The 21,776-nt window shown below is 65.4% G+C and carries 18 protein-coding genes and 1 riboswitch; of the genes, 4 read left to right on the top strand and 14 right to left on the bottom strand.

The window, feature by feature from the left end:
- Position 1: 1 nt before the first annotated feature.
- A complete protein-coding gene (asd, locus tag NGM28_RS01105; RefSeq protein WP_240066963.1) occupies positions 2–865 on the top strand; it encodes an archaetidylserine decarboxylase in 864 nt (287 codons plus the stop codon).
- Between the two features lie 133 nt (positions 866–998).
- Here asd and serB read toward each other — a convergent pair whose 3' ends face one another.
- On the bottom strand, positions 999–2,213 hold the full coding sequence (gene serB, locus NGM28_RS01110; protein WP_240066962.1) for a phosphoserine phosphatase SerB: 1,215 nt from the start codon (positions 2,211–2,213) through the stop codon (positions 999–1,001).
- A 136-nt stretch (positions 2,214–2,349) separates the two neighbouring features.
- On the opposite strand from serB, the gene NGM28_RS01115 reads away from it, so the two are divergent.
- Positions 2,350–3,801: a histidine kinase gene (locus tag NGM28_RS01115; RefSeq protein WP_252088438.1), complete on the top strand. Its 1,452-nt coding sequence runs from the start codon at positions 2,350–2,352 to the stop codon at positions 3,799–3,801.
- A gap of 162 nt (positions 3,802–3,963) precedes the next feature.
- On the opposite strand, the gene NGM28_RS01120 is transcribed toward NGM28_RS01115, so the two are convergent.
- The 9 genes from NGM28_RS01120 to NGM28_RS01160 all read right to left on the bottom strand — a co-directional run bounded on the left by NGM28_RS01120 (position 3,964) and on the right by NGM28_RS01160 (position 13,309).
- A complete protein-coding gene (locus NGM28_RS01120; RefSeq protein WP_213658546.1) occupies positions 3,964–4,674 on the bottom strand; it encodes a PqiC family protein in 711 nt (236 codons plus the stop codon).
- 175 nt (positions 4,675–4,849) lie between these two features.
- A complete protein-coding gene (gene parC / locus NGM28_RS01125) occupies positions 4,850–7,105 on the bottom strand; it encodes a DNA topoisomerase IV subunit A (RefSeq protein WP_252088439.1) in 2,256 nt (751 codons plus the stop codon).
- Between the two features lie 10 nt (positions 7,106–7,115).
- The gene (locus NGM28_RS01130) at positions 7,116–7,634 is read right to left on the bottom strand and encodes a retropepsin-like aspartic protease family protein (RefSeq protein WP_213658548.1); all 519 of its coding nucleotides are present in this window, start codon (positions 7,632–7,634) and stop codon (positions 7,116–7,118) included.
- Complete coding sequence (locus tag NGM28_RS01135; protein WP_252088440.1) at positions 7,631–8,617, bottom strand: esterase-like activity of phytase family protein; 987 nt, start codon at positions 8,615–8,617, stop codon at positions 7,631–7,633. Before NGM28_RS01135 ends, NGM28_RS01130 begins: the two co-directional genes overlap by 4 nt.
- Positions 8,614–10,518: a DNA topoisomerase IV subunit B gene (parE, locus tag NGM28_RS01140; protein WP_240066957.1), complete on the bottom strand. Its 1,905-nt coding sequence runs from the start codon at positions 10,516–10,518 to the stop codon at positions 8,614–8,616. The genes NGM28_RS01135 and parE overlap by 4 nt, the downstream gene beginning before the upstream one ends.
- A 35-nt stretch (positions 10,519–10,553) precedes the next feature.
- Complete coding sequence (locus NGM28_RS01145) at positions 10,554–11,162, bottom strand: YqiA/YcfP family alpha/beta fold hydrolase (RefSeq protein ID WP_252088441.1); 609 nt, start codon at positions 11,160–11,162, stop codon at positions 10,554–10,556.
- A gap of 197 nt (positions 11,163–11,359) precedes the next feature.
- Positions 11,360–12,163 (bottom strand): 3',5'-cyclic-AMP phosphodiesterase, encoded by an 804-nt coding sequence (gene cpdA / locus NGM28_RS01150; RefSeq protein WP_252088442.1) that lies wholly within the window; start codon positions 12,161–12,163, stop codon positions 11,360–11,362.
- Positions 12,164–12,248: 85 nt separating this feature from the next.
- On the bottom strand, positions 12,249–12,701 hold the full coding sequence (locus NGM28_RS01155; protein WP_011535973.1) for a DUF1249 domain-containing protein: 453 nt from the start codon (positions 12,699–12,701) through the stop codon (positions 12,249–12,251).
- Positions 12,692–13,309: an NUDIX domain-containing protein gene (locus NGM28_RS01160; protein WP_240066954.1), complete on the bottom strand. Its 618-nt coding sequence runs from the start codon at positions 13,307–13,309 to the stop codon at positions 12,692–12,694. Before NGM28_RS01160 ends, NGM28_RS01155 begins: the two co-directional genes overlap by 10 nt.
- A gap of 185 nt (positions 13,310–13,494) precedes the next feature.
- On the opposite strand from NGM28_RS01160, the gene NGM28_RS01165 reads away from it, so the two are divergent.
- Entirely contained in the window at positions 13,495–14,241 is a 747-nt protein-coding gene (locus NGM28_RS01165) for an RsiV family protein (protein WP_213658555.1), read from the top strand.
- Here NGM28_RS01165 and cytX read toward each other — a convergent pair.
- On the bottom strand, positions 14,210–15,493 hold the full coding sequence (gene cytX, locus NGM28_RS01170; protein ID WP_252088443.1) for a putative hydroxymethylpyrimidine transporter CytX: 1,284 nt from the start codon (positions 15,491–15,493) through the stop codon (positions 14,210–14,212). The two genes, NGM28_RS01165 and cytX, sit on opposite strands and share 32 nt — an antisense overlap.
- 148 nt (positions 15,494–15,641) lie before the next feature.
- Positions 15,642–17,522: a phosphomethylpyrimidine synthase ThiC gene (thiC, locus tag NGM28_RS01175; protein WP_252088444.1), complete on the bottom strand. Its 1,881-nt coding sequence runs from the start codon at positions 17,520–17,522 to the stop codon at positions 15,642–15,644.
- Positions 17,523–17,680: 158 nt separating this feature from the next.
- Positions 17,681–17,787, bottom strand: a riboswitch (TPP riboswitch).
- 160 nt (positions 17,788–17,947) lie between these two features.
- Between thiC and NGM28_RS01180 the strand changes: the two genes are divergently transcribed.
- A complete protein-coding gene (locus NGM28_RS01180; RefSeq protein ID WP_011535978.1) occupies positions 17,948–19,384 on the top strand; it encodes a TolC family outer membrane protein in 1,437 nt (478 codons plus the stop codon).
- A gap of 109 nt (positions 19,385–19,493) precedes the next feature.
- Here NGM28_RS01180 and waaA read toward each other — a convergent pair whose 3' ends face one another.
- Both waaA and NGM28_RS01190 read right to left on the bottom strand, forming a co-directional pair.
- Positions 19,494–20,762: a lipid IV(A) 3-deoxy-D-manno-octulosonic acid transferase gene (gene waaA, locus NGM28_RS01185; RefSeq protein WP_252088445.1), complete on the bottom strand. Its 1,269-nt coding sequence runs from the start codon at positions 20,760–20,762 to the stop codon at positions 19,494–19,496.
- 38 nt (positions 20,763–20,800) lie between these two features.
- Positions 20,801–21,691, bottom strand: a complete 891-nt coding sequence (locus tag NGM28_RS01190; RefSeq protein WP_252088446.1) for a LysR family transcriptional regulator — start codon at positions 21,689–21,691, stop codon at positions 20,801–20,803.
- Positions 21,692–21,776: the final 85 nt, after the last annotated feature.

Raw genomic sequence — 21,776 nt, forward strand, 5'->3', positions numbered from 1 at the left:
AATGAAATCCCGCTTGTTCATCATCAGCCAGTACCTGCTGCCGCACCACCTGCTGTCGCGCCTGGCCGGCTGCGTCGCCGAGTGCCGTGCACGCTGGTTCAAGAATGCCTTCACCGCCTGGTTCGCCAAACGCTACCAGGTGAACATGTCCGAGGCGCTGGTCGAAGACCTCAGCGCCTACGAGCACTTCAACGCATTCTTCACCCGCGCCCTCAAGCCGGGGGCCCGCCCGCTCGACGAAACCCCTGGCGCGATCCTCTGCCCGGCCGATGGCGCCGTCAGCCAGCTCGGCCCGATCGAACACGGCCGCATCTTCCAGGCCAAGGGCCACGGCTACAGCGCCCTGGAGCTGCTGGGCGGCGATCCGGCCCTGGCCGCGCCGTTCATGGGTGGTGAGTTCGCCACCATCTACCTGTCGCCCAAGGATTACCACCGCGTGCACATGCCGCTGGCCGGCACCCTGCGCGAGATGGTGTACGTGCCTGGCCGGCTGTTCTCGGTCAACCAGACCACCGCGGAAAACGTCCCGGAGCTGTTTGCCCGCAACGAACGCGTGGTCTGCCTGTTCGACACCGAGCGCGGCCCGATGGCCGTGGTGCTGGTGGGCGCGATGATCGTCGCCTCGATCGAAACCGTCTGGGCTGGCCTGGTCACCCCACCGAAGCGCGAACTGAAGACCTTCCGCTACGACGAAGCCAGCCGCGCGCCGATTCACTTGGAGAAAGGCGCCGAACTGGGTCGCTTCAAGCTGGGCTCCACCGCTATCGTGCTGTTCGGGCCCGAGCAGGTGAAGTGGGCCGAAAGCCTGGGTGCCGGTTCCCCGGTACGCATGGGTGAGCTGCTGGCAGTGCCTGCCCAGGCCTGAACCTGGCACCATGCAAAAGGCCCTGCACATGCAGGGCCTTTTCGCTTGTACTGTTCGCCGGCAAGCCGGCTCCTACGGGTGTTTCACGAAACCCGTAGGAGCCGGCTTGCCGGCGAACCAGGCGATGCGGTCTTCAACCGCGCGCTTCGCGATCACGCACGCCGAGCAGGTACAGCACGCCGTCCAGCCCCAGGGTGGAAATCGCCTGCTTGGCCGACTGGCGTACCAGCGGTTTGGCGCGGAAGGCCACGCCCAAGCCGGCCTGGGAGAGCATCGGCAGGTCATTGGCGCCATCACCGACGGCGATGGTCTGCTCGAGTTGCAGGCCCTCCTCGCGGGCCAACTGCTGCAGCAGGTCGGCCTTGCGCTGGGCGTCGACGATCGGCTCGACGGCCACGCCGGTCACCTTGCCGTCGACCACTTCGAGCTCGTTGGCGAACACATAGTCGATGCCCAGGCGCGCCTGCACCTGCTTGGCGAAGTAGGTGAAGCCGCCCGAGAGGATCGCGGTCTTGTAGCCCAGGCGCTTGAGCTCGGCGAACAGGTGCTCGGCACCCTCGGTCAGGCGCAGGGAGGCGCCGATCTGGTCGAGCACGCGCACGTCCAGGCCCTTGAGCAGCGCCATGCGCTCCTTGAAGCTGGCACGGAAATCCAGCTCGCCACGCATGGCGCGCTCGGTGATCGCCGCCACCTGCTCACCAACGCCCGCAGCCTTGGCCAGTTCGTCGATCACTTCAGCTTCGATCAGCGTGGAGTCCATGTCGAACACCGCCAGGCGGCGGTTGCGGCGGAACAGGTCATCGCGCTGGAAGGCGATGTCGATGTTCAATTCCTCGGACAGGGCGAAGAAGTCGGCGCGCAGGGCCTGGGCATCACTGGCCTCGCCCCGCACGGAAATCTCCAGCGCGGACTTGCCTTTCTCGGTCTGGGCATCCAGCGCCACTCGCGCGGACAGCCGCTCGATACGCTCGATGGTCAGGCCGTACTGGCTGATGATCGCGCTGACCCGTTGCAACTGCTGCGGAGTGACCCGACGGCTGAGCAAGGTGACGATATGGCGCGCTTCGCCCTGGCTGTCGGCCCAGTGCTGGTAGTCGGCCTCGGAGATCGGCGTGTAGCGGGCCTGCAAGTCCAGCTCATGGGCCTTGGACTGCACGCTCTGCAGCAGCGCGGTGGCCACTTCGTTGTCGGGAATGTCGACCAGGATGCCGAACGACAGGGTGCCGTGCATCACCGCCAGGCCGATGTCGAGGATGTTCACACCGCCCTGGAGCAGGACGCCGGTGATGGCCGCGGTAAGACCCGGACGGTCTTCACCAGTGATGTTGATCAGGACGATTTCGCGCAAGACCGGGCTCCGACTTCGATGAAAAATGCGCATTCTACCGATTTTCCATGACCATCGGGCACCAACGATACTTTGCCGACAAAACGCGTATCGCTATACTGCGCAGCAACTTTCTCGCCATAAAGAGCCGCGCTCTGTGAACCGGCCCACGCCCGTCAAACCCGACAATTTCTTCCTGATGATCTACCGAGCCCTGAGCCAGCGCCGAATTCCCCTGGCCCTGCGCATTGCCAGCCACAACATCTTCCTGGTGGCCCTGGCCCTGGTGATCTATGCCTGCGTCATGGGCCTGCAGTTCAAGCAGGCCATGCATGAGCAGGCCGACGCCGTGGGGCAGAGCCTGACCACCCAGACCGCCACGTCGGCGACCGAGCTGCTGGTGTCCAACGACATCCTCAGCCTCAACGTGCTGCTGGGTAACCTGGTGAAGAACCCGCTGGTGGCGCACGCGGCCATCTACAGCGTGGACAACCGCATCCTCGCCGAGGCCGGCCAGCGCCCGAAAAACAGCTTGCTGGGCGAGGCCGAGGGCCTGTACCAAACCAAGATCACCTTCCAGGACGTGACCGCCGGCCAGCTGCGCATCAGCCTGGACATGAACCAGTTCCAACAGCCCATGCTGATCAGCCTGCAGAGCATGGGCATCCTCGCCGCCATCCTGCTGGCGCTGGCGCTTACCCTCAGCCTGCGCCTGGGCCGCTTCATTTCCACCCCGCTGTTGCAACTGCGCGTCTGGCTGCGTGACCCGCACCCCTACACGCCGGGTACCGACCGCCACGACGAGATCGGCGACCTGGCCCGCCAGCTGCACGCCCGCCTCGCCCCGCCGCCGCCTCCAGAGCCGGAGGTGGAAGACGAGGAAGACGACTTCGACGACGTGCCCGCCCCCAAGCCTGCCCCACGGGCGAAAGCAGTTGCGCAGGTGGCCGAGCACGATGATGACGACGACGCCTTCGCCGGCCTGATGGATGAAGAGAGTGCACCGGCCAAGCCTGTTGCCGTCGAGCCCGACGAGCCGCAATACAGCGCCGTGCTGGCCGTGCAACTGGGTTCCCAGGAGCAACTGCGCCGCCTGCCACGCACGCGCCTGACCGAGCTGCTGGAGCGTTACCGCGACTGCCTGGACCAGGCCGCCTCGCTGTACGAAGGGGAAGTCCACACCTTGAACGACGGCAGCACCCTGCTGCTGTTCCACAGCCGCGACAGCGGCGAGGACTACCTGACCAACGCCATCTGCTGCGGCGAGCTGCTGCGCGCCCTGGGCCACGCCCTGCAGATCGAGGTGGCCGACAGCGGCATCACCTTGCAACTGCAGCTGGGCCTGGTGCTGGCCGACGACCTGCAAGGCATGGATCAGGTCGACCTGCTGATGACCGAGCAGGCCCAGGACGCCCTGGCCCTGTCGCAGCACAGCCGCAACCTGCTGCTGGTCGAGCGCCGGATCAGCGATGACACGCTGATCCGCCAGCGCGCGCGCATCCGTCCGATCGCCAGCCCCGAGGGCGCCTGCTGCGTGGAGCGGCTGATGGAGCCATACCCATCGATGCTGGAGCGCCAGCTGGCGCGGATGCACGAACGCCGCGCCTGACACCTTGTCGGGACCTGTAGGAGCGGCTTCAGCCGCGATCACCGGCACAGCCGGTGCCCATGCACCGCGTCGCCTGCTTCGCGGCTGAAGCCGCTCCTACAGGGCATGTGCAACGCTCACAAAAAAGCCCGCATCGCTGCGGGCTTTTTCATGCCGGCTACATCAGAACCGGAACACTTCCATATCGGTACGGATCGGCGAAGCCATCGGAATCTTGGGCTTCTCCGGCTCCTTCTTCACCTGTACCGGAGCTGCCTGCTTACGCGGTGCCTCCTCGACGATAGCCGGCTGGTTGGCCAACGGCTTGACCGCGACACTGAGCTGTTCGGCCAGTTTCTGCAGCAATTGCCCTTGTGCCTGCACCTGGGCCGACTCGCTGCCCGCGTGGGGCTGCTCGAGGTGCACGATGCGGTTGTCACGCACCTGGCCACGACGGTCCAGCAAACGCCACTGGGCGTCGAGAATGGCCGGCTGGTTTTTCCCCGAATCCAGGCGGGTGATCGACAGCAGCACCTGCACGTCCGGCGTGAAACCGGTACTCGCCGGTGCCAGCACCACGCGCTGGCTGTCCAGGCGCCAGGCCAACTGGCGAACCAACAGTTGATCGATATCCGACGAAAGGCTGCCCGCCCAACGGCCATCGGTCGCTGCGGTCAGGCTGCCATCGGTCTGGCGCTGCAGGAAGGTTTCGCGTTGCAGGTAGTCGGCCACCGAAACGGGGCCAAGCACCACCGCCATGCCCGCCGCCTGTGAAGGCTGGGCGGGATCACCGCTGTCGAGCTGGTACAGGGCGACCGGCTGGTGCATGCTGCACCCGCTCAGGCCCAGCAGGCCAGTCATCAGCAGCGCAAATGGAAGGCGCAGAAATTTCATTCATCCCATCCAGGCGGTCGTCACCAGACGGACCGCAGTGATACTCATGTAGATTCATACGGGCACTCGGCCACGCCGGCGCCACAAGCGCACTATCATCCGCGAAATGGCCGCCAGACTCCAGCATTTCCGCCTGAAGCGGCGCCGAAAGCGCCGCAGCAGACAGCCCATGCACTCAGGCGGGTGTCTCCACCATCAAGCTATCCACGCGCTGGAAACCACGTGGCAATTTGCTACCACGACGACCACGCTCCCCCTTGTAGTGTTCCAGATCATCCGGTTTCAGAGAAAGGGTACGCTTGCCAGCTTGCAATACAAGGGTCGACCCCTCGCTGATCACTGCCAGGTCGGTGACGAATTCTTCACGGCTGGCTACTCGGTCGCCCGGCACGCCGATGATCTTGTTGCCCTTGCCCTTGCCCAGCTGCGGCAGGTCGGCAACCTTGAACACCAGCAGGCGACCTTCGGTGGTGACGGCTGCCAGCCAATCCTGCTCGCGGCTGGCCACCGGGCGCGGATTCATGACCTTGGCGCCGTTGGGCAGGCTGAGCAGGCCCTTGCCGGCCTTGTTCTTGGCCTGCAGGTCCTCGCCCTTGACCACGAAGCCGTACCCGGCGTCGGAGGCCACCACATACAGGGCCTCGTCCTCGGGCAACAGCACGCACTCGAAGGTGGCGCCCGGCGGCGGGGTCAGGCGACCGGTCAGCGGCTCGCCCTGGCCACGGGCCGACGGCAGGCTGTGGGCAGCCAGCGAGTAGCTGCGGCCGGTGGAGTCGATGAGTACGGCGAATTGGTTCGAACGGCCAGCAGCCGCGGCCTTGAAGCCGTCGCCCGCTTTATACGAAAGCCCGGTGGCGTCGATGTCGTGGCCCTTGGCGCAACGCACCCAGCCCTTCTCCGAAAGCACCACGGTGACCGGCTCGGTCGGCATCAGCTCGTTTTCCGACAGGGCCTTGGCCTCGGCGCGCTCGACGATTGGCGAGCGACGGTCATCGCCATAGGTTTCGGCGTCTTCGAGCAGTTCGCTGCGCACCAGCTTGCGCAGCTTGGCATCGCTGCCCAGCAGGGTGGTCAGGCGCTTCTGCTCCTTGAGCAATTCGTCCTGCTCGCCACGGATCTTCATCTCTTCCAGGCGCGCCAATTGACGCAGGCGAGTCTCGAGAATGTAGTCGGCCTGGATCTCGGTGAGGTCGAAGCGGGCGATCAGCGCCTGCTTGGGGTGTTCCTCGGTGCGGATGATGTGGATCACTTCATCCAGGTTGAGGAACGCGGTGAGCAAACCGTCCAACAGGTGCAGGCGCTTCTCGACCTTGTCCAGGCGGTGCTGCAGGCGACGGCGGACAGTGCCGATCCGGAACTCCAGCCACTCCAGCAGCAGCGCGCGCAGGTTCTTCAACTGCGGACGGCCATCGAGGCCGATGATGTTGACGTTGACCCGGTAGGTGCTCTCCAGGTCGGTGGTGGCGAACAGGTGCTGCATCAGTTCGGCGGCATCCACGCGGTTGGAGCGCGGGATGATCACGATGCGGCAAGGGTTCTCGTGGTCCGACTCGTCGCGCAGGTCAGCCACCATCGGCAGCTTCTTGGCCTGCATCTGCGCGGCGATCTGCTCCAGCACCTTGGCCCCGGAAACCTGATGCGGCAGCGCGGTGACGATGATATCGCCATCCTCGACGCGGTACACGGCGCGCATGCGGATCGAGCCCTTGCCGGTCTCGTAGAGCTTGAGGATGTCGGCGCGCGGGGTGACGATCTCGGCCTCAGTCGGGTAGTCCGGGCCCTGGATGTGCTCGCACAGCTGCTCGATGGTGGCCTTGGGCTCGTCGAGCAGGCGCACGCAGGCGCTGGCCACTTCGCGCAAGTTGTGCGGTGGTACGTCGGTGGCCATGCCCACGGCGATACCGGTGGTGCCGTTGAGCAGGATGTTGGGGAGCCGCGCCGGTAGTACCGCAGGCTCCTGCAGGGTGCCGTCGAAGTTGGGTACCCAGTCGACCGTGCCCTGGCCTACCTCACTGAGCAGCACTTCGGAATAGCGCGACAGGCGCGCCTCGGTGTAACGCATGGCGGCGAACGACTTGGGATCGTCCGGCGCACCCCAGTTGCCCTGGCCGTCGACCAGGGTATAGCGGTAGCTGAACGGCTGGGCCATCAGCACCATGGCCTCGTAGCACGCCGAGTCGCCGTGGGGGTGGAATTTGCCGAGCACATCGCCGACGGTACGCGCCGACTTCTTGTGCTTGGAATCGGCGTCGAGGCCCAACTCGCTCATGGCATAGACGATGCGGCGCTGGACCGGCTTGAGGCCGTCGCCGATATGCGGCAGGGCGCGGTCCATGATCACGTACATGGAGTAGTTGAGGTAGGCCTGTTCGGTGAAGTCCGCCAGGGAACGGCGTTCGACGCCTTCGAGACTGTCCAGTAAGTCGCTCATGCGAGCCTCGTCATTTCAGGTTCTGGCGCAGCAGCATGGTGCCGCCGCGCTGGGTGAATTCAAGTTGTTTCAGGGCACTCATGCCCAGCAGCACGGCCTGGCCGTCCAGGCCGGGCACCACCAGCGCGCGCACGTCGCGCAGGTGGATGTCGCCCAGCTGCAAGCTGTTGAGCCGGGTGCGGTAGCCTTCGGTGCGACCGTTGGCCGTGCTCAACTGCACCGGCGGGCCACGGTCCAGGTCCAGGTCGCGGGCCAACGCCTCGGGGATTGCCACGTCGGTGGCGCCAGTGTCGAGCATGAAATGCACCACCCGGCCGTTGATCGCCCCGTCGGCGACGAAATGGCCCTGGCCATTGCTCAACAGGCGCACTTCGATGAAGCCGTCGCCCTGCTCGCTTTGCACCACGGCGTTGGGGTTCTGCTGGCGCTCCTCCCATTGGCCGAAAAAGCGCGTGGCGAGGAACATCGCGGCCGCCCAGGCGACGATCATCAGCACCCTGCCCGCGCGCTTGCCTGGTGGCTGGCTCATGGGTTGGCGCTCCAGCCGCCGGCCGGCGCGTCGAAGCGCCAGACAATCGGCCGCGCTTCGCCATCCACACGCGGACGGTCATTGTTGTCGACACCGATCCAGGCACCGCGCTTGTCGATCACCAGCGCCTCGGCCAGGCCGTAGGGCTGCGTGTAGCGCCGCGACTCGACCAGGGCATCGGCGGCGAATGACCAGCAGCGTTCGACCTCGCCCGTTTCAGTATCGCGGCGGCAAATCCGGTAGGCATTGCGTTCGAGGGTGAACAGCTTGCCCTCGAACCAGGCCAGGTCGGCAAAATCTCGCGATACCGGACGGGCTTCCGGAAATTGCGGCGGTTGCATCTCGACGCCGGCTTCACTGAGCAGCACGCAACTGCGCCCGCAGGTCCATACCGATTGCTGGCGCTGTACGGCGAGCAGGCCGCGACGCTCGCGCTCGGCGGCCAGCCACAGGCGATCACCCGCCGGGTTGATCGCCAGCCCTTCGAACAGTGCGTTGAAGTGCAGCAGCATGCCGCTGCCTCGCGCCTGGCGGACCATGGCCTGGTCGATCCTGAGCCAGTTCGGCTCGCCGTCGACCGGCAATTGCAGCACGGCGGCATGGGCCTCGCTGACCACATAAAGGTTGCCGACCTGGTCACAGGTGATGCCCTCAAGGTCCAGAGAGCCACCGCGGATATACGACGCCGCCCAGTTGCGCGACTTCAGCCCCCATGGCAGGCCGGTGTCCGGCACGTCCGGCGGGGTGAAGACCAGGGGCTGGGCACTCCAGGTCGCATTGTCCTGGTCCAGCCGATAGATGCGGTCGTCATCCCGGTCGGAGACCGCCCACAACGCACCCCGGCACCCGGCAAGCCCCGAGAGGTTGCCGCCACGCATGCCATCGACGGCGTGCTCGCTGGTGAGCTTGAGCTCCGGCCAGTTGCCCGCCTGGGCCTGCAGGGCGAACAACGCCAGGCAGGTTGCCAGGAGCAGACGAATCAAACCATGACCTCGGCCAGGTTGCCCTTGGTTTCCAGCCAGCTCTTGCGGTCACCTGCGCGTTTCTTGGCCAGGAGCTTGTCCATCAGCTCACAGGTGGCCTGCACGTCGTCCAGCGTGAGCTGGACCAGGCGTCGGGTGTTCGGGTCCATGGTGGTCTCGCGCAGCTGCGGCGGGTTCATCTCACCCAGGCCCTTGAATCGGGTGACCTGGGGCTTGCCGCGCTTTTTCTCGGCAACCAGACGGTCGAGGATGCCGTCGCGCTCGGCTTCGTCCAGGGCATAGTAGATCTCCTTGCCCAGGTCGATGCGGTACAGCGGCGGCATGGCCACGTAGACATGGCCGGCCTCGACCAGCGGGCGGAAATGCTGGACGAACAGCGCGCACAGCAGCGTGGCGATGTGCAGGCCGTCGGAGTCGGCGTCGGCGAGGATGCAGACCTTGCCGTAGCGCAGTTGCGAGAGATCGGTTGCACCTGGGTCGACGCCGATGGCCACGGCGATGTTGTGCACTTCCTGGCTGGCCAGGACTTCGCCGCCATCGACTTCCCAGGTGTTGAGGATCTTGCCGCGCAGCGGCAGGATCGCCTGGAATTCCTTGTCCCGCGCCTGCTTGGCGGAGCCACCGGCCGAGTCGCCCTCGACCAGGAACAGTTCGGCGCGCATCGGGTCCTGCCCGGCGCAGTCTGCCAGCTTGCCGGGCAGCGCCGGGCCCTGGGTGATGCGCTTGCGTTCGACCTTCTTGCTCGCCTTCAGGCGACGGCCGGCGTTGCTGATGGCCAGCTCCGCCAGTTGCATGCCCAGTTCGGGGTGGGCGTTGAGCCACAGGCTGAAGGCGTCCTTGACCACGCCGGAGACGAATGCCGCCGCCTCGCGGGACGACAGGCGTTCCTTGGTCTGCCCGGAGAACTGCGGCTCCTGCATCTTCATCGACAACACGAAGCTGATGCGCTCCCAGACGTCCTCGGGCGCCAGCTTGACCCCGCGCGGCAGCAGGTTGCGGAACTCGCAGAACTCACGCATGGCGTCCAGCAGGCCCTGGCGCAAGCCATTGACGTGGGTGCCACCTTGCGCGGTGGGGATCAGGTTGACGTAGCTTTCCTGGATGCTGTCGCCACCTTCGGGCAGCCACAGCAGGGCCCAGTCGACGGCCTCCTTGTTACCGGCCAGGCTGCCGCAGAACGGCTCGTCGGGCAGGCGCAGGAACTCGCTGACCGAGTCGACGAGATACGAACGCAGGCCGTCCTCGTAGTGCCACTCGACCTTCTCGCCAGTGCCCTTGTCCTCGAAGCTGATGGACAGCCCCGGGCACAGCACGGCCTTGGCCTTGAGCACATGCTTGAGGCGGCTGATGGAGAACTTCGGCGAATCGAAGTACTTCGGATCGGGGCTGAAGTACACGCTGGTGCCGGTGTTGCGCTTGCCGACGCTGCCGACCACTTCAAGTTCGCTGGCCTTGAAGCCATCGGCGAAGGTCATCTGGTATTCATTGCCGTCGCGCTTCACACGCACGCGTACCTGGCTCGACAGGGCGTTGACCACCGAGATGCCGACACCGTGCAAACCACCGGAGAATTGGTAGTTCTTGTTGGAGAACTTGCCGCCGGCGTGCAGCTTGGTGAGGATCAGTTCGACACCGGAAACGCCCTCCTCGGGGTGGATGTCCACCGGCATGCCGCGGCCATCGTCGCTGACTTCCAGCGAGTGGTCGGCGTGGAGGATGACCTGCACCGAACGGGCATGACCGGCCAGGGCTTCGTCGACACTGTTGTCGATGACTTCCTGGGCCAGGTGGTTGGGCCGGCTGGTGTCGGTGTACATGCCCGGCCGCTTGCGGACCGGGTCAAGGCCCGAGAGGACTTCGATGGCGTCTGCGTTATAGGCGCTAGCGCTGGGATTGGCCATGGGGTCTCGTCGTCAGTCTGGTGAATGCGAAAAAATCAAAATACAGAAAAATCCAGCGCCGCATACTGCCCGCGGGCAATCCCGGCGAACGACAGCAGGGCCGGCAGCTGTTCGGCGAAGCCCTGGTAGCTGTGGTCGCCGCCGGCCTGGATGCGCAGGGCGCAGGCGCGGTAATAACGCTCGGCCTGGCGATAGTCCAGTGTTTCATCGGCGGTCTGCAACCACACTTGATAGCGGCTGGCGTCCTGTGGCGGCGGCACTTCCAGTTCGGCCAATGCCTCCACGTGATCGTGGGTCAGCTCCCAGGCCTCGTCGGTATAGAGGTTGCGCTGGGTGCCGAGGTAGCCGTCGAACAGGCGATGCGGCGCGACCGCCGGGTTGACCAGCAAGGCCTTGAGCCCGTGGCGCTCGGCCAGATGGGTGGCATAGTAGCCGCCGAGGGAGCTGCCGACCAGCAGCGGCGCACCCAGCTCACCGATAGCTGCCTCCAGCTGGGCGATCGCCTGGCGCGGGTGATGGTGCAGCGCCGGGACGCGCAGTTGGTCGGACAGGCCGAGCTGCTGCATCACCGCCTCGAGCTGACGGGCTTTCTTCGACAGCGGTGAGCTGTTGAAGCCATGGATATAGAGGATGGAACCCGACATGCTGCCCCCCGGACGCAAAGATGCGCAGTGTAGCGCGTTCGAAGGGCATTGGCGCAGCGGGGGGATTTTCGCGACAAAGACCGCAAATGGTGCATCACGCTTCTGTAGGAGCGGGTTTACCCGCGAACACCGGCGGAGCCGGTGCCAAGCACCGCGGTGCCTTCTTCGCGGGTAAACCCGCTCCTACAAGCAGCCGTTCAATACCCTGGGCTGTCGAAATCCAGCTTCACCTCGAAATCGAGCGCCCGCTCCACCCCGGTCTCCAACCGTCCGTCGTCATGCAGCCGCAGCCAGCGATACCCGGGCTGCTCCTCGCTCACCTTGAAATCCTCGCTGCCGGGCGCGAACTGGATGCAGGTCGACGGTGTGGCGAGGTAACGAACACCGTCACGCAGCTCATCCCATTCCTGATGGATATGCCCCCAGAGCACGGCCTTGACCTGTGGATAACGCTTGAGCCGCTGCAGCAGTTCGTCGGCATTGCGCAAACCGATCGGCGCGATCCAGGCGCAACCGATATCCACCGGCTGGTGGTGGCAGCACACCAGGCAATGGCGCTCGCCGGCATCGGCCAGCGCCTGGTCCAGCAAGGCCAGTTGATCGTCCGCCAACAACCCGAACGTGGCGCCGACCACCGCCGAATCGAGCATGACGATGCGCCATTGGCCTATGTCGGTCACGGCCTGCACCAACTCTGGCGCCACGGCCTGCATCACCTGGGCTTCGTCATGGTTGCCTGGCAACCAGCGCGAAGGGGCGCCGAACACCGCCGTCATCTGACGGAAAGCAGCGTAGGAAGCTTCACTGGCGTCCTGGGAGAGGTCGCCCGTGCACAGCAGCAAGTCGATGCGTGGCTGCTCGCGCAAGACCTGGCTGACCACATGCCCCAGGCTGTTGCGGGTATTGAGGCCCAGCAGGCTGCCTGCCGGGTCGGCGAACAGGTGGGCGTCGGTCAGTTGCACCACGTGAACGGGTGACGGAGGCGAAAGTGATTGCGGCAACGGCCGTCTCCTCGAACGGATTCAGCACGGATTATGGCGGGGGATCGGTTGCGAGCAAATACTCGGAACCGACCTGCATCACATTTCAGCGCACGGCTTCCAGTTCATGGCCGCAGGCCAGGCAGTGGCTCAGCCATTCACCGAGGAACAGGTTGAGCTGGGCCTTTTCGTCCGGCTGGTGCATCGCCGTGTTGGGGTACGGGTAGATGCTGCGCAGGCGGCGGGTATGCTCGGCGCTGACGACCTCGGCCATGCGCGCGTCGTGATACACCTGCACCTCCAGTGCCGGCACCGGCAGCCACGGCAGGCTGTGTTCCTGACGCACACGCAGCGTGGTGGTGTAGGGGCAGGCCAGCACCACATCGAGCACCAGCACACCGAGCATCTGGTCGCCCTGGGTCATGCCGATGCGCCGCGAGCTCTGCGTGGTGCGCATGTCCGGCAGCAGGCGCATCAGGCGGGCATAGTTGGCCTCGCAGGCGGTCTGCAGCCCGACCAGGTCGACCCGGTAGCGCTCACGCAGCAGGTTCACTTCCACATACCTCGGACTTCGTCGCGGTTCAGCGCCAGCCATTGCAACCCGATGATCGCGGCGGCGTTGCAGATCTTGCCATCGCGCACGGCTTGCAGCGCGTCCTCGAAAGACCAGACGCGAACACGGATATCTTCGCTTTCTTCTTCCAGCCCATGCAGGCCACCCGCGCCCTCGCTGCTGCAACGCCCGAGGAACAGATGGACGAACTCATCGCTGCCACCCGGGGACGGGAAGTAACGGGTCATCGGCCACAGCGCGCTGAAGACCAGGCCCGCCTCCTCCTCTGCCTCGCGGTGGGCGACCTCTTCGGGTTGCTCGTCCTTGTCGATCAGCCCGGCCACCATCTCGATCAGCCAAGGGTTGTCGACCTTGCCCAGGGCACCGACACGGAACTGCTCGATCAGCACCACCTCGTCGCGCTGCGGATCGTAGGGCAGCACGCAGACGGCGTCGTGCCTCACGAACAGCTCGCGGGTGAATTCACGGCTCATGCCACCTGCGAACAGTTCATGGCGCAGGTGCAGCTTGTCCAGCTTGTAGAAGCCCTTGAACAACTGCTCGCGCCGGGCGATCTCAACCTGTGTGGGCACTGAATTCAACGTGTCCGTCATGCAAACTCCTCATTACCTCGTTTACCGCATCGCGCAATCCTACTCTGCGCGCCGCCCGGTTTCATCCCTTTCCGCCGACCGTTCGGGCAGCCGGGACAGGCGCGCCACTCTCTGTTAGCTTAGTGGCGAACTGAAGGCCGCGCAGGCGGTCCAAGGCCGATCATCACCGTTGTGCAAGGATCAACATGAGGCTAGTCAAACTGACTTGCGTGGCCGCCCTGGCCCTGGCGCTCGGCGCCTGCCAGAGCCTTTTCACGCCCAACTACCGGGCGCCGCTGGAGGTCAAGCGCGAAGCCTGGGAACACCTCAAGCCCGGCTGCAGCGAAAGCGACTGCCCGCTGGTCAACATCGACGTGGTGCACTTCCCGGCCCTGCCCAAGCTCGACGCCATCGTCGAAAAACGTCTGTTGCAGTTGACCGAGGACAACCAGCGCGGCACCCCGCCGACCTCGCTGCAGATGTATGAACAGCAGTACCTGGCCCAGGCCGACAAGCGCAACAGCAGCTACCTGCAAGCCAAGGTACGCGAACAGCATGACGGCCTGGTGATCATCGAGCTGTCCAGCTACCTCGACAGCGGCGGCGCCCACGGCATGCCCGGGCGCGGCTTCATCAACTACTCGCGCAAGCTGGACAAGGTGCTGACGCTTCAGGACATGCTGGTGCCCGGTCAGGAAGCGACGTTCTGGAAGACTGCCGAGGAATCCCACCGCGCCTGGCTGATCAGCACCGGCATGGACAAGGACCCGGAGTTCGTCAAGACCTGGCCGTTCAAGCAGTCGCCGCACATCGCCCTGACCTACGGCGCGGTGGTGATCAAGTACGAGGTCTACGCCATCGCCCCATATTCCATGGGCCACGTCGAGCTGAAGATCCCCTACCCGCGCCTCAACGGCGTGATCAAGCCCGAGCTGTTTCCCGGCCGCGGCTGAGCGATAGCACCAGGTGCAGCCCCCCTGCCAGCAGCAGTGCCGGCAGGGTCGCCCCCAGCTCCGGCGCCGCGTTCGCCATCAGGTGATAGGCCGCCACCCCCACCGCCCAGGCCAGCAGCGCCTGCCAGTGTAAGCCCTCCACCACCGCCGGCAGGCGGCGGCGACGGACCACGAAGTGGTCCACCAGCACCACGCCGAACAATGGCGCGAACACCGAGCCTATCAGCAGCAGGAAGTTCTGATACTGGGCCAGCGGCGCCAGCAGGGCGATCAGCGTGCACAGCACGCCGATGGCCAAGGCCAGGTGCTCGACCTTCAGCTTGATCAACAGCCCGGTGGAAACCGCTGCGGAATGAATGTCGGCGAAAGCATTCTCCGACTCGTCCAGCAGAATCAGCAGCAGCGGAATACCCAGCCCGGCGCCTGCCAGCGCCAGCAGCAGTGCATTCACCTCACCGCTCGGCGCGAACGCCAGGGTGTAGGCCACGCCCAGGCTCATCAGCCAGGCATTGCCGATGAAAAAGCCCAGCGCCGTGCCGCCGAACACCCGGCTGGCGCGCTGGCCGAAGCGCGAATAGTCGGCGATCAGCGGCAACCACGACAGCGGCATGGCGATGACGATGTCGAAGCCCACGGCCTGGGACAGCGAACCATCCCCCGGGCGCTGCCACAGCTCGGCCAGGTCGGCCTTGGCGAACAGGTTCCAGGTCAGCCACAAGCAGGCGCCCAAGAGCAACCAGATGCCCCATTTGCGCAGCACCTTGCGCACGAACGCCAATGGCCCACTGACCGCCAGGAGCGTGGCCAGGGCGCCGAAGCACAAGGTCCACAACAGCGGGCTACTCCAGGGGCTGCCTTCTCCGAACCCGCGCGTGCCCAGCAAACTGGCGGCGTCGCGCATGACGATGATTTCGAACGAACCCCAGCCGATCAGTTGCAGCAGGTTGAGCAAGGCCGGCAGGCGCGCGCCGTGGCGACCCAGGGTCAGGCGCAGGCTGCCCATCGCCGAGAGGCCAGTGTCACTGCCGATCACACCGGCCGCCGCGAGCAGCAGCACACCCACCGCCGTGCCAAGCGTGATCGCCAGGATCGAGCCGGCCAGGCCCAGGCCTGGCGCCAGCAGGCCGCCGACCTGCAGGACCATCAGGCCGATGCCGAGGGAGAACCACAGCGAGAACAGGTCACGGGCGCCGAATTGGCGGTGGTGGGAGGGGACCGGGTGGTCGGGGGAGAAATGGCTGGGTGTTGTCATGGAAGGCTCGCCGGAATATTGGAATTGTTGCTGGCGAGGACTTTGTCCTCGATTCGCGGCACAAGGCCGCTCCTACAGAGACCTGCACCGTCCCTGTAGGAGCGGCCTTGTGCCGCGAAAGGGCCGCGATGCGGCCCCCAAGGTCTACTTACACCTTTTGGTACAGCTGGCTGCCTTCCTGGCGGAACCGCTCGGACTGCTCGCGCATGCCCTGCTCGACCGTCACGTCAACGGTTTCGATCTTGGCGGCGTACTCGCGCACTTCCTGGGTGATCTTCATCGAACAGAACTTCGGCCCGCACATCGAGCAGAAGTGCGCGACCTTGGCCGACTCCTTGGGCAAGGTTTCGTCATGGAACGCGCGCGCGGTGTCTGGGTCCAGGCCCAGGTTGAACTGGTCTTCCCAACGGAATTCGAAGCGCGCCTTGGACAACGCGTTGTCACGAATCTGCGCGCCCGGATGGCCCTTGGCAAGGTCGGCGGCATGGGCGGCGATCTTGTAGGTAATGATGCCGGTCTTCACGTCATCCTTGTTCGGCAGGCCCAGGTGCTCCTTGGGCGTGACGTAGCAGAGCATGGCGCAACCGAACCAGCCGATCATCGCCGCGCCGATGCCCGAGGTGATGTGGTCGTAACCCGGAGCGATGTCGGTAGTCAGCGGACCCAGGGTGTAGAACGGCGCCTCGTCGCAGCACTCGAGCTGCTTGTCCATGTTCTCCTTGATCAGCTGCATCGGCACATGGCCAGGGCCTTCGATCATGCACTGCACATCGTGCTTCCAGGCGATCTTGGTCAGCTCGCCAAGGGTTTCCAGCTCACCGAACTGGGCGGCATCGTTGGCGTCGGCGATCGAGCCTGGGCGCAGGCCATCACCCAGCGAGAAGCTGACGTCGTAGGCCTTCATGATTTCGCAGATCTCGTCGAAGTGCGTGTACAGGAAGTTCTCTTTATGGTGCGCCAGGCACCACTTGGCCATGATCGAACCGCCGCGGCTGACGATGCCGGTGACGCGTTTGGCCGTCAGCGGCACATAGCGCAGCAGCACGCCGGCGTGGATGGTGAAGTAGTCCACGCCCTGTTCGGCCTGTTCGATCAGGGTGTCGCGGAACAGCTCCCAGGTCAGGTCCTCGGCGACGCCATTGACCTTCTCCAGGGCCTGGTAGATCGGCACGGTGCCGATCGGTACCGGCGAGTTGCGGATGATCCATTCGCGGGTTTCGTGGATGTGCTTGCCGGTGGACAGGTCCATGACCGTGTCCGAACCCCAGCGGATGCCCCAGGTCAGCTTGGCCACTTCTTCCTCGATCGAGGAGCCCAGGGCGCTGTTGCCGATGTTGCCGTTGATCTTCACCAGGAAGTTGCGGCCGATGATCATCGGCTCCAGTTCCGTGTGGTTGATGTTGGCCGGGATGATCGCGCGGCCACGGGCGATCTCCTGGCGAACGAACTCGGGGGTGATCTCTTTCGGGATGCTGGCGCCGAAGCTGTGGCCGGCGTGCTGCTGGTCCAGCAGGCCGGCGGCGCGGGCTTCCTGCAGCTTCATGTTCTCGCGGATGGCGACGTATTCCATCTCGGCGGTGATGATGCCCTGGCGCGCGTAGTGCATCTGCGAGACGTTGGCGCCGGCCTTGGCGCGACGGGGGTTGCGCACGTGGGCGAAGCGCAGCTTGGCAAGCTCGGCGTCGTTCAGGCGCTGCTGGCCGAAGTTCGAGCTCAGCTCCTCCAGGCGTTCGGTGTCGCCACGGGCGTCGATCCAGGCCGAGCGTACATCGCCCAGGCCCTTGCGCACGTCGATGACGACGTTGGGGTCGGTGTACGGGCCGGAGGTGTCATACACCAGCACCGGGGCGTTCTTCTCGCCGCCGAAGTCGGTGGGGGTGTCGTGCAGGCTGATCTCGCGCATGGGCACGCGGATGTCGGGGCGCGAACCTTCGACATAGACCTTGCGCGAATTGGGCAGGGGTTGCACGGACTGTTGGTCGACTTGGACCGACTCGCTCAGACTGATCGCTTTTTCTTGTTTGCTCATCACAGGCTCTCCAGACAGCTCCCTTGCGGGCGGAATGTCGGGGTGAACCTGAAAGGCGCGGACGCACCCGTATCGACGAGTGCAGTGCCGGATATGGGGTGCCGTGAGCTGCATGCAGCTGTAACGATCCCGGACCTGGCACAAGAGGCTCCCGGGATAATGAGAGCAATCTTGTTCCCTACGCAGGCGCTAACCTGATCAGGTTCAACGGGATCCGCAACTTTGCGATCTCAGCCTTTGCTTCAAGGCACCCCGACAAGAACATGCGCAGTCTAGACTGGAGTGGCCGGCAAAGCCAAGCGGGTAAATCCGGGGGTGATAAATGGCACAAGCGGCGGATTGTTGAGGACGGCGTGCGGCACTACACTGGCGCATCGCTCGATACCCGACAGTACAGTAAATAAAATTTGATCAAGGATTGCCCTATGCTGCGCAAACTCTCACTGGCAATTGCCGTGTCTTGTGCGTCCCACGGAGTGGCCTGGGCAGTGGATACGCCCACGACGGTGAAGACCGACCTGGTCAGCGTCTACCAGGAAGCGGTCGACAACAACGCCGACCTGGCCGCCGCCCGCGCCGACTATGGCGCCCGCCGTGAGGTGGTGCCCCAGGCCCGCGCCGGCCTGCTGCCCAACCTCTCGGCCGGCGCCGAGATGATGAACACCCGGACCAAGCTCGACGAACCGTCGATCACCTCCAACCGCAGTGGCAACGCCTGGAGCGCCACCCTGGCGCAACCGATCTTCCGCGCCGACCGCTGGTTCCAGCTGCAGGCCGCCGAGTCCGTCAACGAGCAGGCCGCGCTGGAACTGTCGGCCACCGAGCAGAACCTGATCCTGCAGACCGCCGAGAACTACTTCGCCGTGCTCCGCGCCCAGGACAACCTGGCCTCGACCAAAGCTGAAGAGGCCGCCTTCAAGCGCCAGCTGGACCAATCCAACGAACGCTTCGACGTCGGCCTTTCGGACAAGACCGACGTGCTGCAATCGCAGGCCAGCTACGACACCGCCCGGGCCAACCGGATCATCGCCGAGCGCCAGGTGCAGGATGCCTTCGAAGCCTTGATCACCCTGACCAACCGCCAGTACAGCGCGATCCAGGGCGTGGTCCACACCCTGCCGGTGCAGGTGCCGACCCCCAACGACGCCAAGGCCTGGGTCGAGACCGCCGGGCGGCAGAACCTCAACCTGCTGGCGACCAACCACGCCGTGACGGCCGCTGAAGAGACCGTGCGCCAGCGCAAGGCCGGCCACGCGCCGACCCTCGATGCCGTGGCGAAATACCAGAAGGGCGACAACGACAATCTCGGTTTCACCAACTCGCAACTGCAACCGAACGTGCATTACGGTCGTGACGTGGAGCAGACCAGCATCGGCCTGCAACTGAACATTCCGATCTACAGTGGCGGCCTGACCAGCTCGCAGGTTCGCGAAGCCTATGCGCGCCTCACGCAGACCGAACAGCAGCGCGAGAGCCTGCGCCGCCAGGTGGTGGAGAACACCCGCAACCTGCACCGCGCGGTGAACACCGACGTCGAGCAGGTGCAGGCGCGCAAGCAGTCGATCATCTCCAACCAGAGCGCGCTGGAAGCCACCGAGATCGGCTACCAGGTGGGTACCCGCAACATCGTCGACGTGCTCGACGCCCAGCGCCAGCTGTACACCTCGGTGCGCGACTACAACAACAGCCGCTATGACTACATTCTCGACAACCTGCGCCTGAAGCAGGCCGCGGGCACGTTGAGCCCGCAGGACCTGCAGGATCTGGGGCGCTACCTGAAAGCCGACTACAACCCGGACAAGGACTTCCTGCCACCGGACCTGGCAGCGGCGGCGGCGAAGAACTTCGAACGCCGCCCCTGAATGCCGCCCCAGGCGACGTCATACCTGTAGGAGCCAGCGTTGCTGGCGAACGGCGCCACGCCGTTTTCATTGGCAAGGCTACGCCTTGCATCGCCAGCAAGGCTGGCTCCTACAGCAATCTTGCCAACCCATCCAGCAGGCGCTGCAACGCGCCCTGGTTGGCCTGCATCACCGCCCTGCCCGCCTCGCCCATACGCCGGGCATCCTGGGGCAGCTCCACCATTCGGCGCACCGCCCCCGCCAGCCCTTCGGCGTCATCCACCTGCTGCAACGCTCCCGCCTCGCGCAGCATCGCGCTGATCTCGAGGAAGTTGAACACGTGCGGCCCCATGAGCACCGGCAACGCCAACGCCGCTGGCTCCAGCGGGTTGTGCCCGCCCGTAGGCACCAGGCTGCCGCCGACGAAGGCGATGTCGGCCAGGGCATAAAGGAACAGCAACTCGCCCATGGTGTCACCCAGCAACACCTGGGTCTGCGCCGCCACCGGCTCGCCCAACGAGCGGCGCACCGTGGCGAACTGCTCGGCGCACAGGGCATGCACCGCGTTGAATCGCTCGGGATGGCGCGGCACCAGGATCAGCAGCGCATCACTGTGCACCTGCAACAATTGCTGGTGGGCAGCGAGGATCAGCGCATCCTCGCCGTCATGGGTACTGGCGGCGATCCACACCGGGCGCTGGGCCGCGCCCCACTGCCCACGCAGCTCACGGGCACGCGGCAACAACTGCTCGTCGACCTTCAGGTCGAACTTGATCGAACCGGTCACTTGCACGCACTCGGCGCGGGCACCAAGGCTGCGAAAACGCTCGGCCTCGGTCTCGGTCTGCACCGCGATCAGGCTCATCTCCTCGAGCATCGGTCGGGTCAGGCCGGCGAAACGCGCATAGCCCCGCGCCGAACGCTCGGACAGCCGCGCATTGGCCAGCGCCACCGGAATGCCGCGCTTCGCGCACTGGTGGATATGGTTGGGCCACAGTTCGGTTTCCATGATGACGCCCAGCTTCGGCCGCACCTGGTCGAGGAAGCGCCCCGCCGCCCACGGCAGGTCATAGGGCAGGTAGCAGTGCTGCACCCGCGGCTCGCTGGCGAACATCGCGTGGATCCGCTCCGAGCCGGTCGGGGTCATGCAGGTGAGCGTGATGGGCAGGTCCGGGTACTGCGCGAGCAGGGCGCGCACCATCGGCGCGGCGGCGATGCTCTCGCCCACCGAGACCGCATGTACCCAGATACCCCCTTGGCGCAGCGGCGGCAACTGCCAGGCGAAGCGCTCGGCGATGCGCGCACGATAGGCCGGCGCCTTGCGCCCGCGCAGGAACAGGCGCAGCGCGACCAGCGGCAGGCCCAGGTGAAACAGCAGGGTATAGAGAGTTCTGTTCATGGCGGCGGAGTTTACTAGGAACCGTACGAAAAGGCCTGTCAGCCAATCGCTCGCAAGTGCACGGCGAAGCGCTCGGCCAGCCATTGGGCGGCCGGGCCCAGAGGTTCGTCACGGCGCCAGGCCAGCTCCGCGACCAGGGCCGGTGGGCGCCACTCGCTGTCCAGTTCGACCATCTGCGCCTGGTAGGTGGGGTACTGCACCACATGTCGGGGCAGCCAGGCCCACCCCAGGCCGCGCATCAGCAGCTCGGCCATGGCGTAGAAACTGTCGGCGCGCCAGACCTGCGGGCTGATTGCCTCGCCACCGGGGTAGCCGCTTTGCTGGGGAGTGATGAGCAATTGACGATGGCGGGCCAGTTGCTGGCGGCTGACCTTGGCCAGGCTCGCCAGTGGGTGGTCGACGGCACATACCGTGACCATCTCGACGCTGCCCAGCGCGCGGCGCTCGAGCGAAGCCGGAATGCTTTCGTGGTGGAAGAACAGCCCCAGGTCGGCGCGCCGCTCCACCAACTTGCGTGCCACATCACCCTGGGCACCGCTGGCCAGTTGGACCTCCAGGTAGGGGTAGCGCGCTGCCAGTTCGTCGAGGCTGTCGATTACTGGCTGGTACGGCATGGCCTCGTCCTGCGCCCCCCGCAGCAAGGCTTCCTGGCCACGCATCAACGCCAGGGCCCGACCGTCGAGGCGTTCGCACTGGCGCAGCAGTTCGCGAGCATCCTCCAGCAGCGCCGCGCCGCTTTCAGTCAGCCGGGGCTGACGCCCGCTGCTGCGCTCGAACAGCGCCACGCCCAGGTCCGCCTCCAACAAGGCAATGGCGTTGCTTACCGCCGACTGTGCCCGGCGTTGCTCACGCGCCACGGCGGAAAACGAACGCAGCTCCGCCGTGCGCACGAAAAGCCGCAGTTGTTCCAGGTTCCAATGCTCGGCCATGACCAACCCATCTCCAAACCAGATAGGTAATGACTTTACCGCATCTGGGCATCCTCTAGAATGCACAGCCAGCAACGGAGGACCC

Origin of the sequence: Pseudomonas sp. MWU13-3659, from assembly GCF_023757525.1 — a bacterium.
Classification (GTDB): Bacteria; Pseudomonadota; Gammaproteobacteria; order Pseudomonadales; family Pseudomonadaceae; genus Aquipseudomonas; species Aquipseudomonas entomophila_E.

Coding starts and splice junctions, on each gene's coding strand:
- NGM28_RS01180 (WP_011535978.1), top strand. CDS start 17,948: ATGCTGCGCAAACTCTCACTGGCAATTGCCGTGTCTTGTGCGTCCCAC.
- parE (WP_240066957.1), bottom strand. CDS start 10,518: ATGGCCAATCCCAGCGCTAGCGCCTATAACGCAGACGCCATCGAAGTC.
- NGM28_RS01160 (WP_240066954.1), bottom strand. CDS start 13,309: ATGACGGACACGTTGAATTCAGTGCCCACACAGGTTGAGATCGCCCGG.
- waaA (WP_252088445.1), bottom strand. CDS start 20,762: ATGAACAGAACTCTCTATACCCTGCTGTTTCACCTGGGCCTGCCGCTG.
- cytX (WP_252088443.1), bottom strand. CDS start 15,493: ATGACAACACCCAGCCATTTCTCCCCCGACCACCCGGTCCCCTCCCAC.
- NGM28_RS01120 (WP_213658546.1), bottom strand. CDS start 4,674: ATGAAATTTCTGCGCCTTCCATTTGCGCTGCTGATGACTGGCCTGCTG.
- NGM28_RS01145 (WP_252088441.1), bottom strand. CDS start 11,162: ATGTCGGGTTCCATCCTCTATATCCATGGCTTCAACAGCTCACCGCTG.
- NGM28_RS01130 (WP_213658548.1), bottom strand. CDS start 7,634: ATGAGCCAGCCACCAGGCAAGCGCGCGGGCAGGGTGCTGATGATCGTC.
- NGM28_RS01190 (WP_252088446.1), bottom strand. CDS start 21,691: ATGGCCGAGCATTGGAACCTGGAACAACTGCGGCTTTTCGTGCGCACG.
- parC (WP_252088439.1), bottom strand. CDS start 7,105: ATGAGCGACTTACTGGACAGTCTCGAAGGCGTCGAACGCCGTTCCCTG.
- thiC (WP_252088444.1), bottom strand. CDS start 17,522: ATGAGCAAACAAGAAAAAGCGATCAGTCTGAGCGAGTCGGTCCAAGTC.
- asd (WP_240066963.1), top strand. CDS start 2: ATGAAATCCCGCTTGTTCATCATCAGCCAGTACCTGCTGCCGCACCAC.
- NGM28_RS01165 (WP_213658555.1), top strand. CDS start 13,495: ATGAGGCTAGTCAAACTGACTTGCGTGGCCGCCCTGGCCCTGGCGCTC.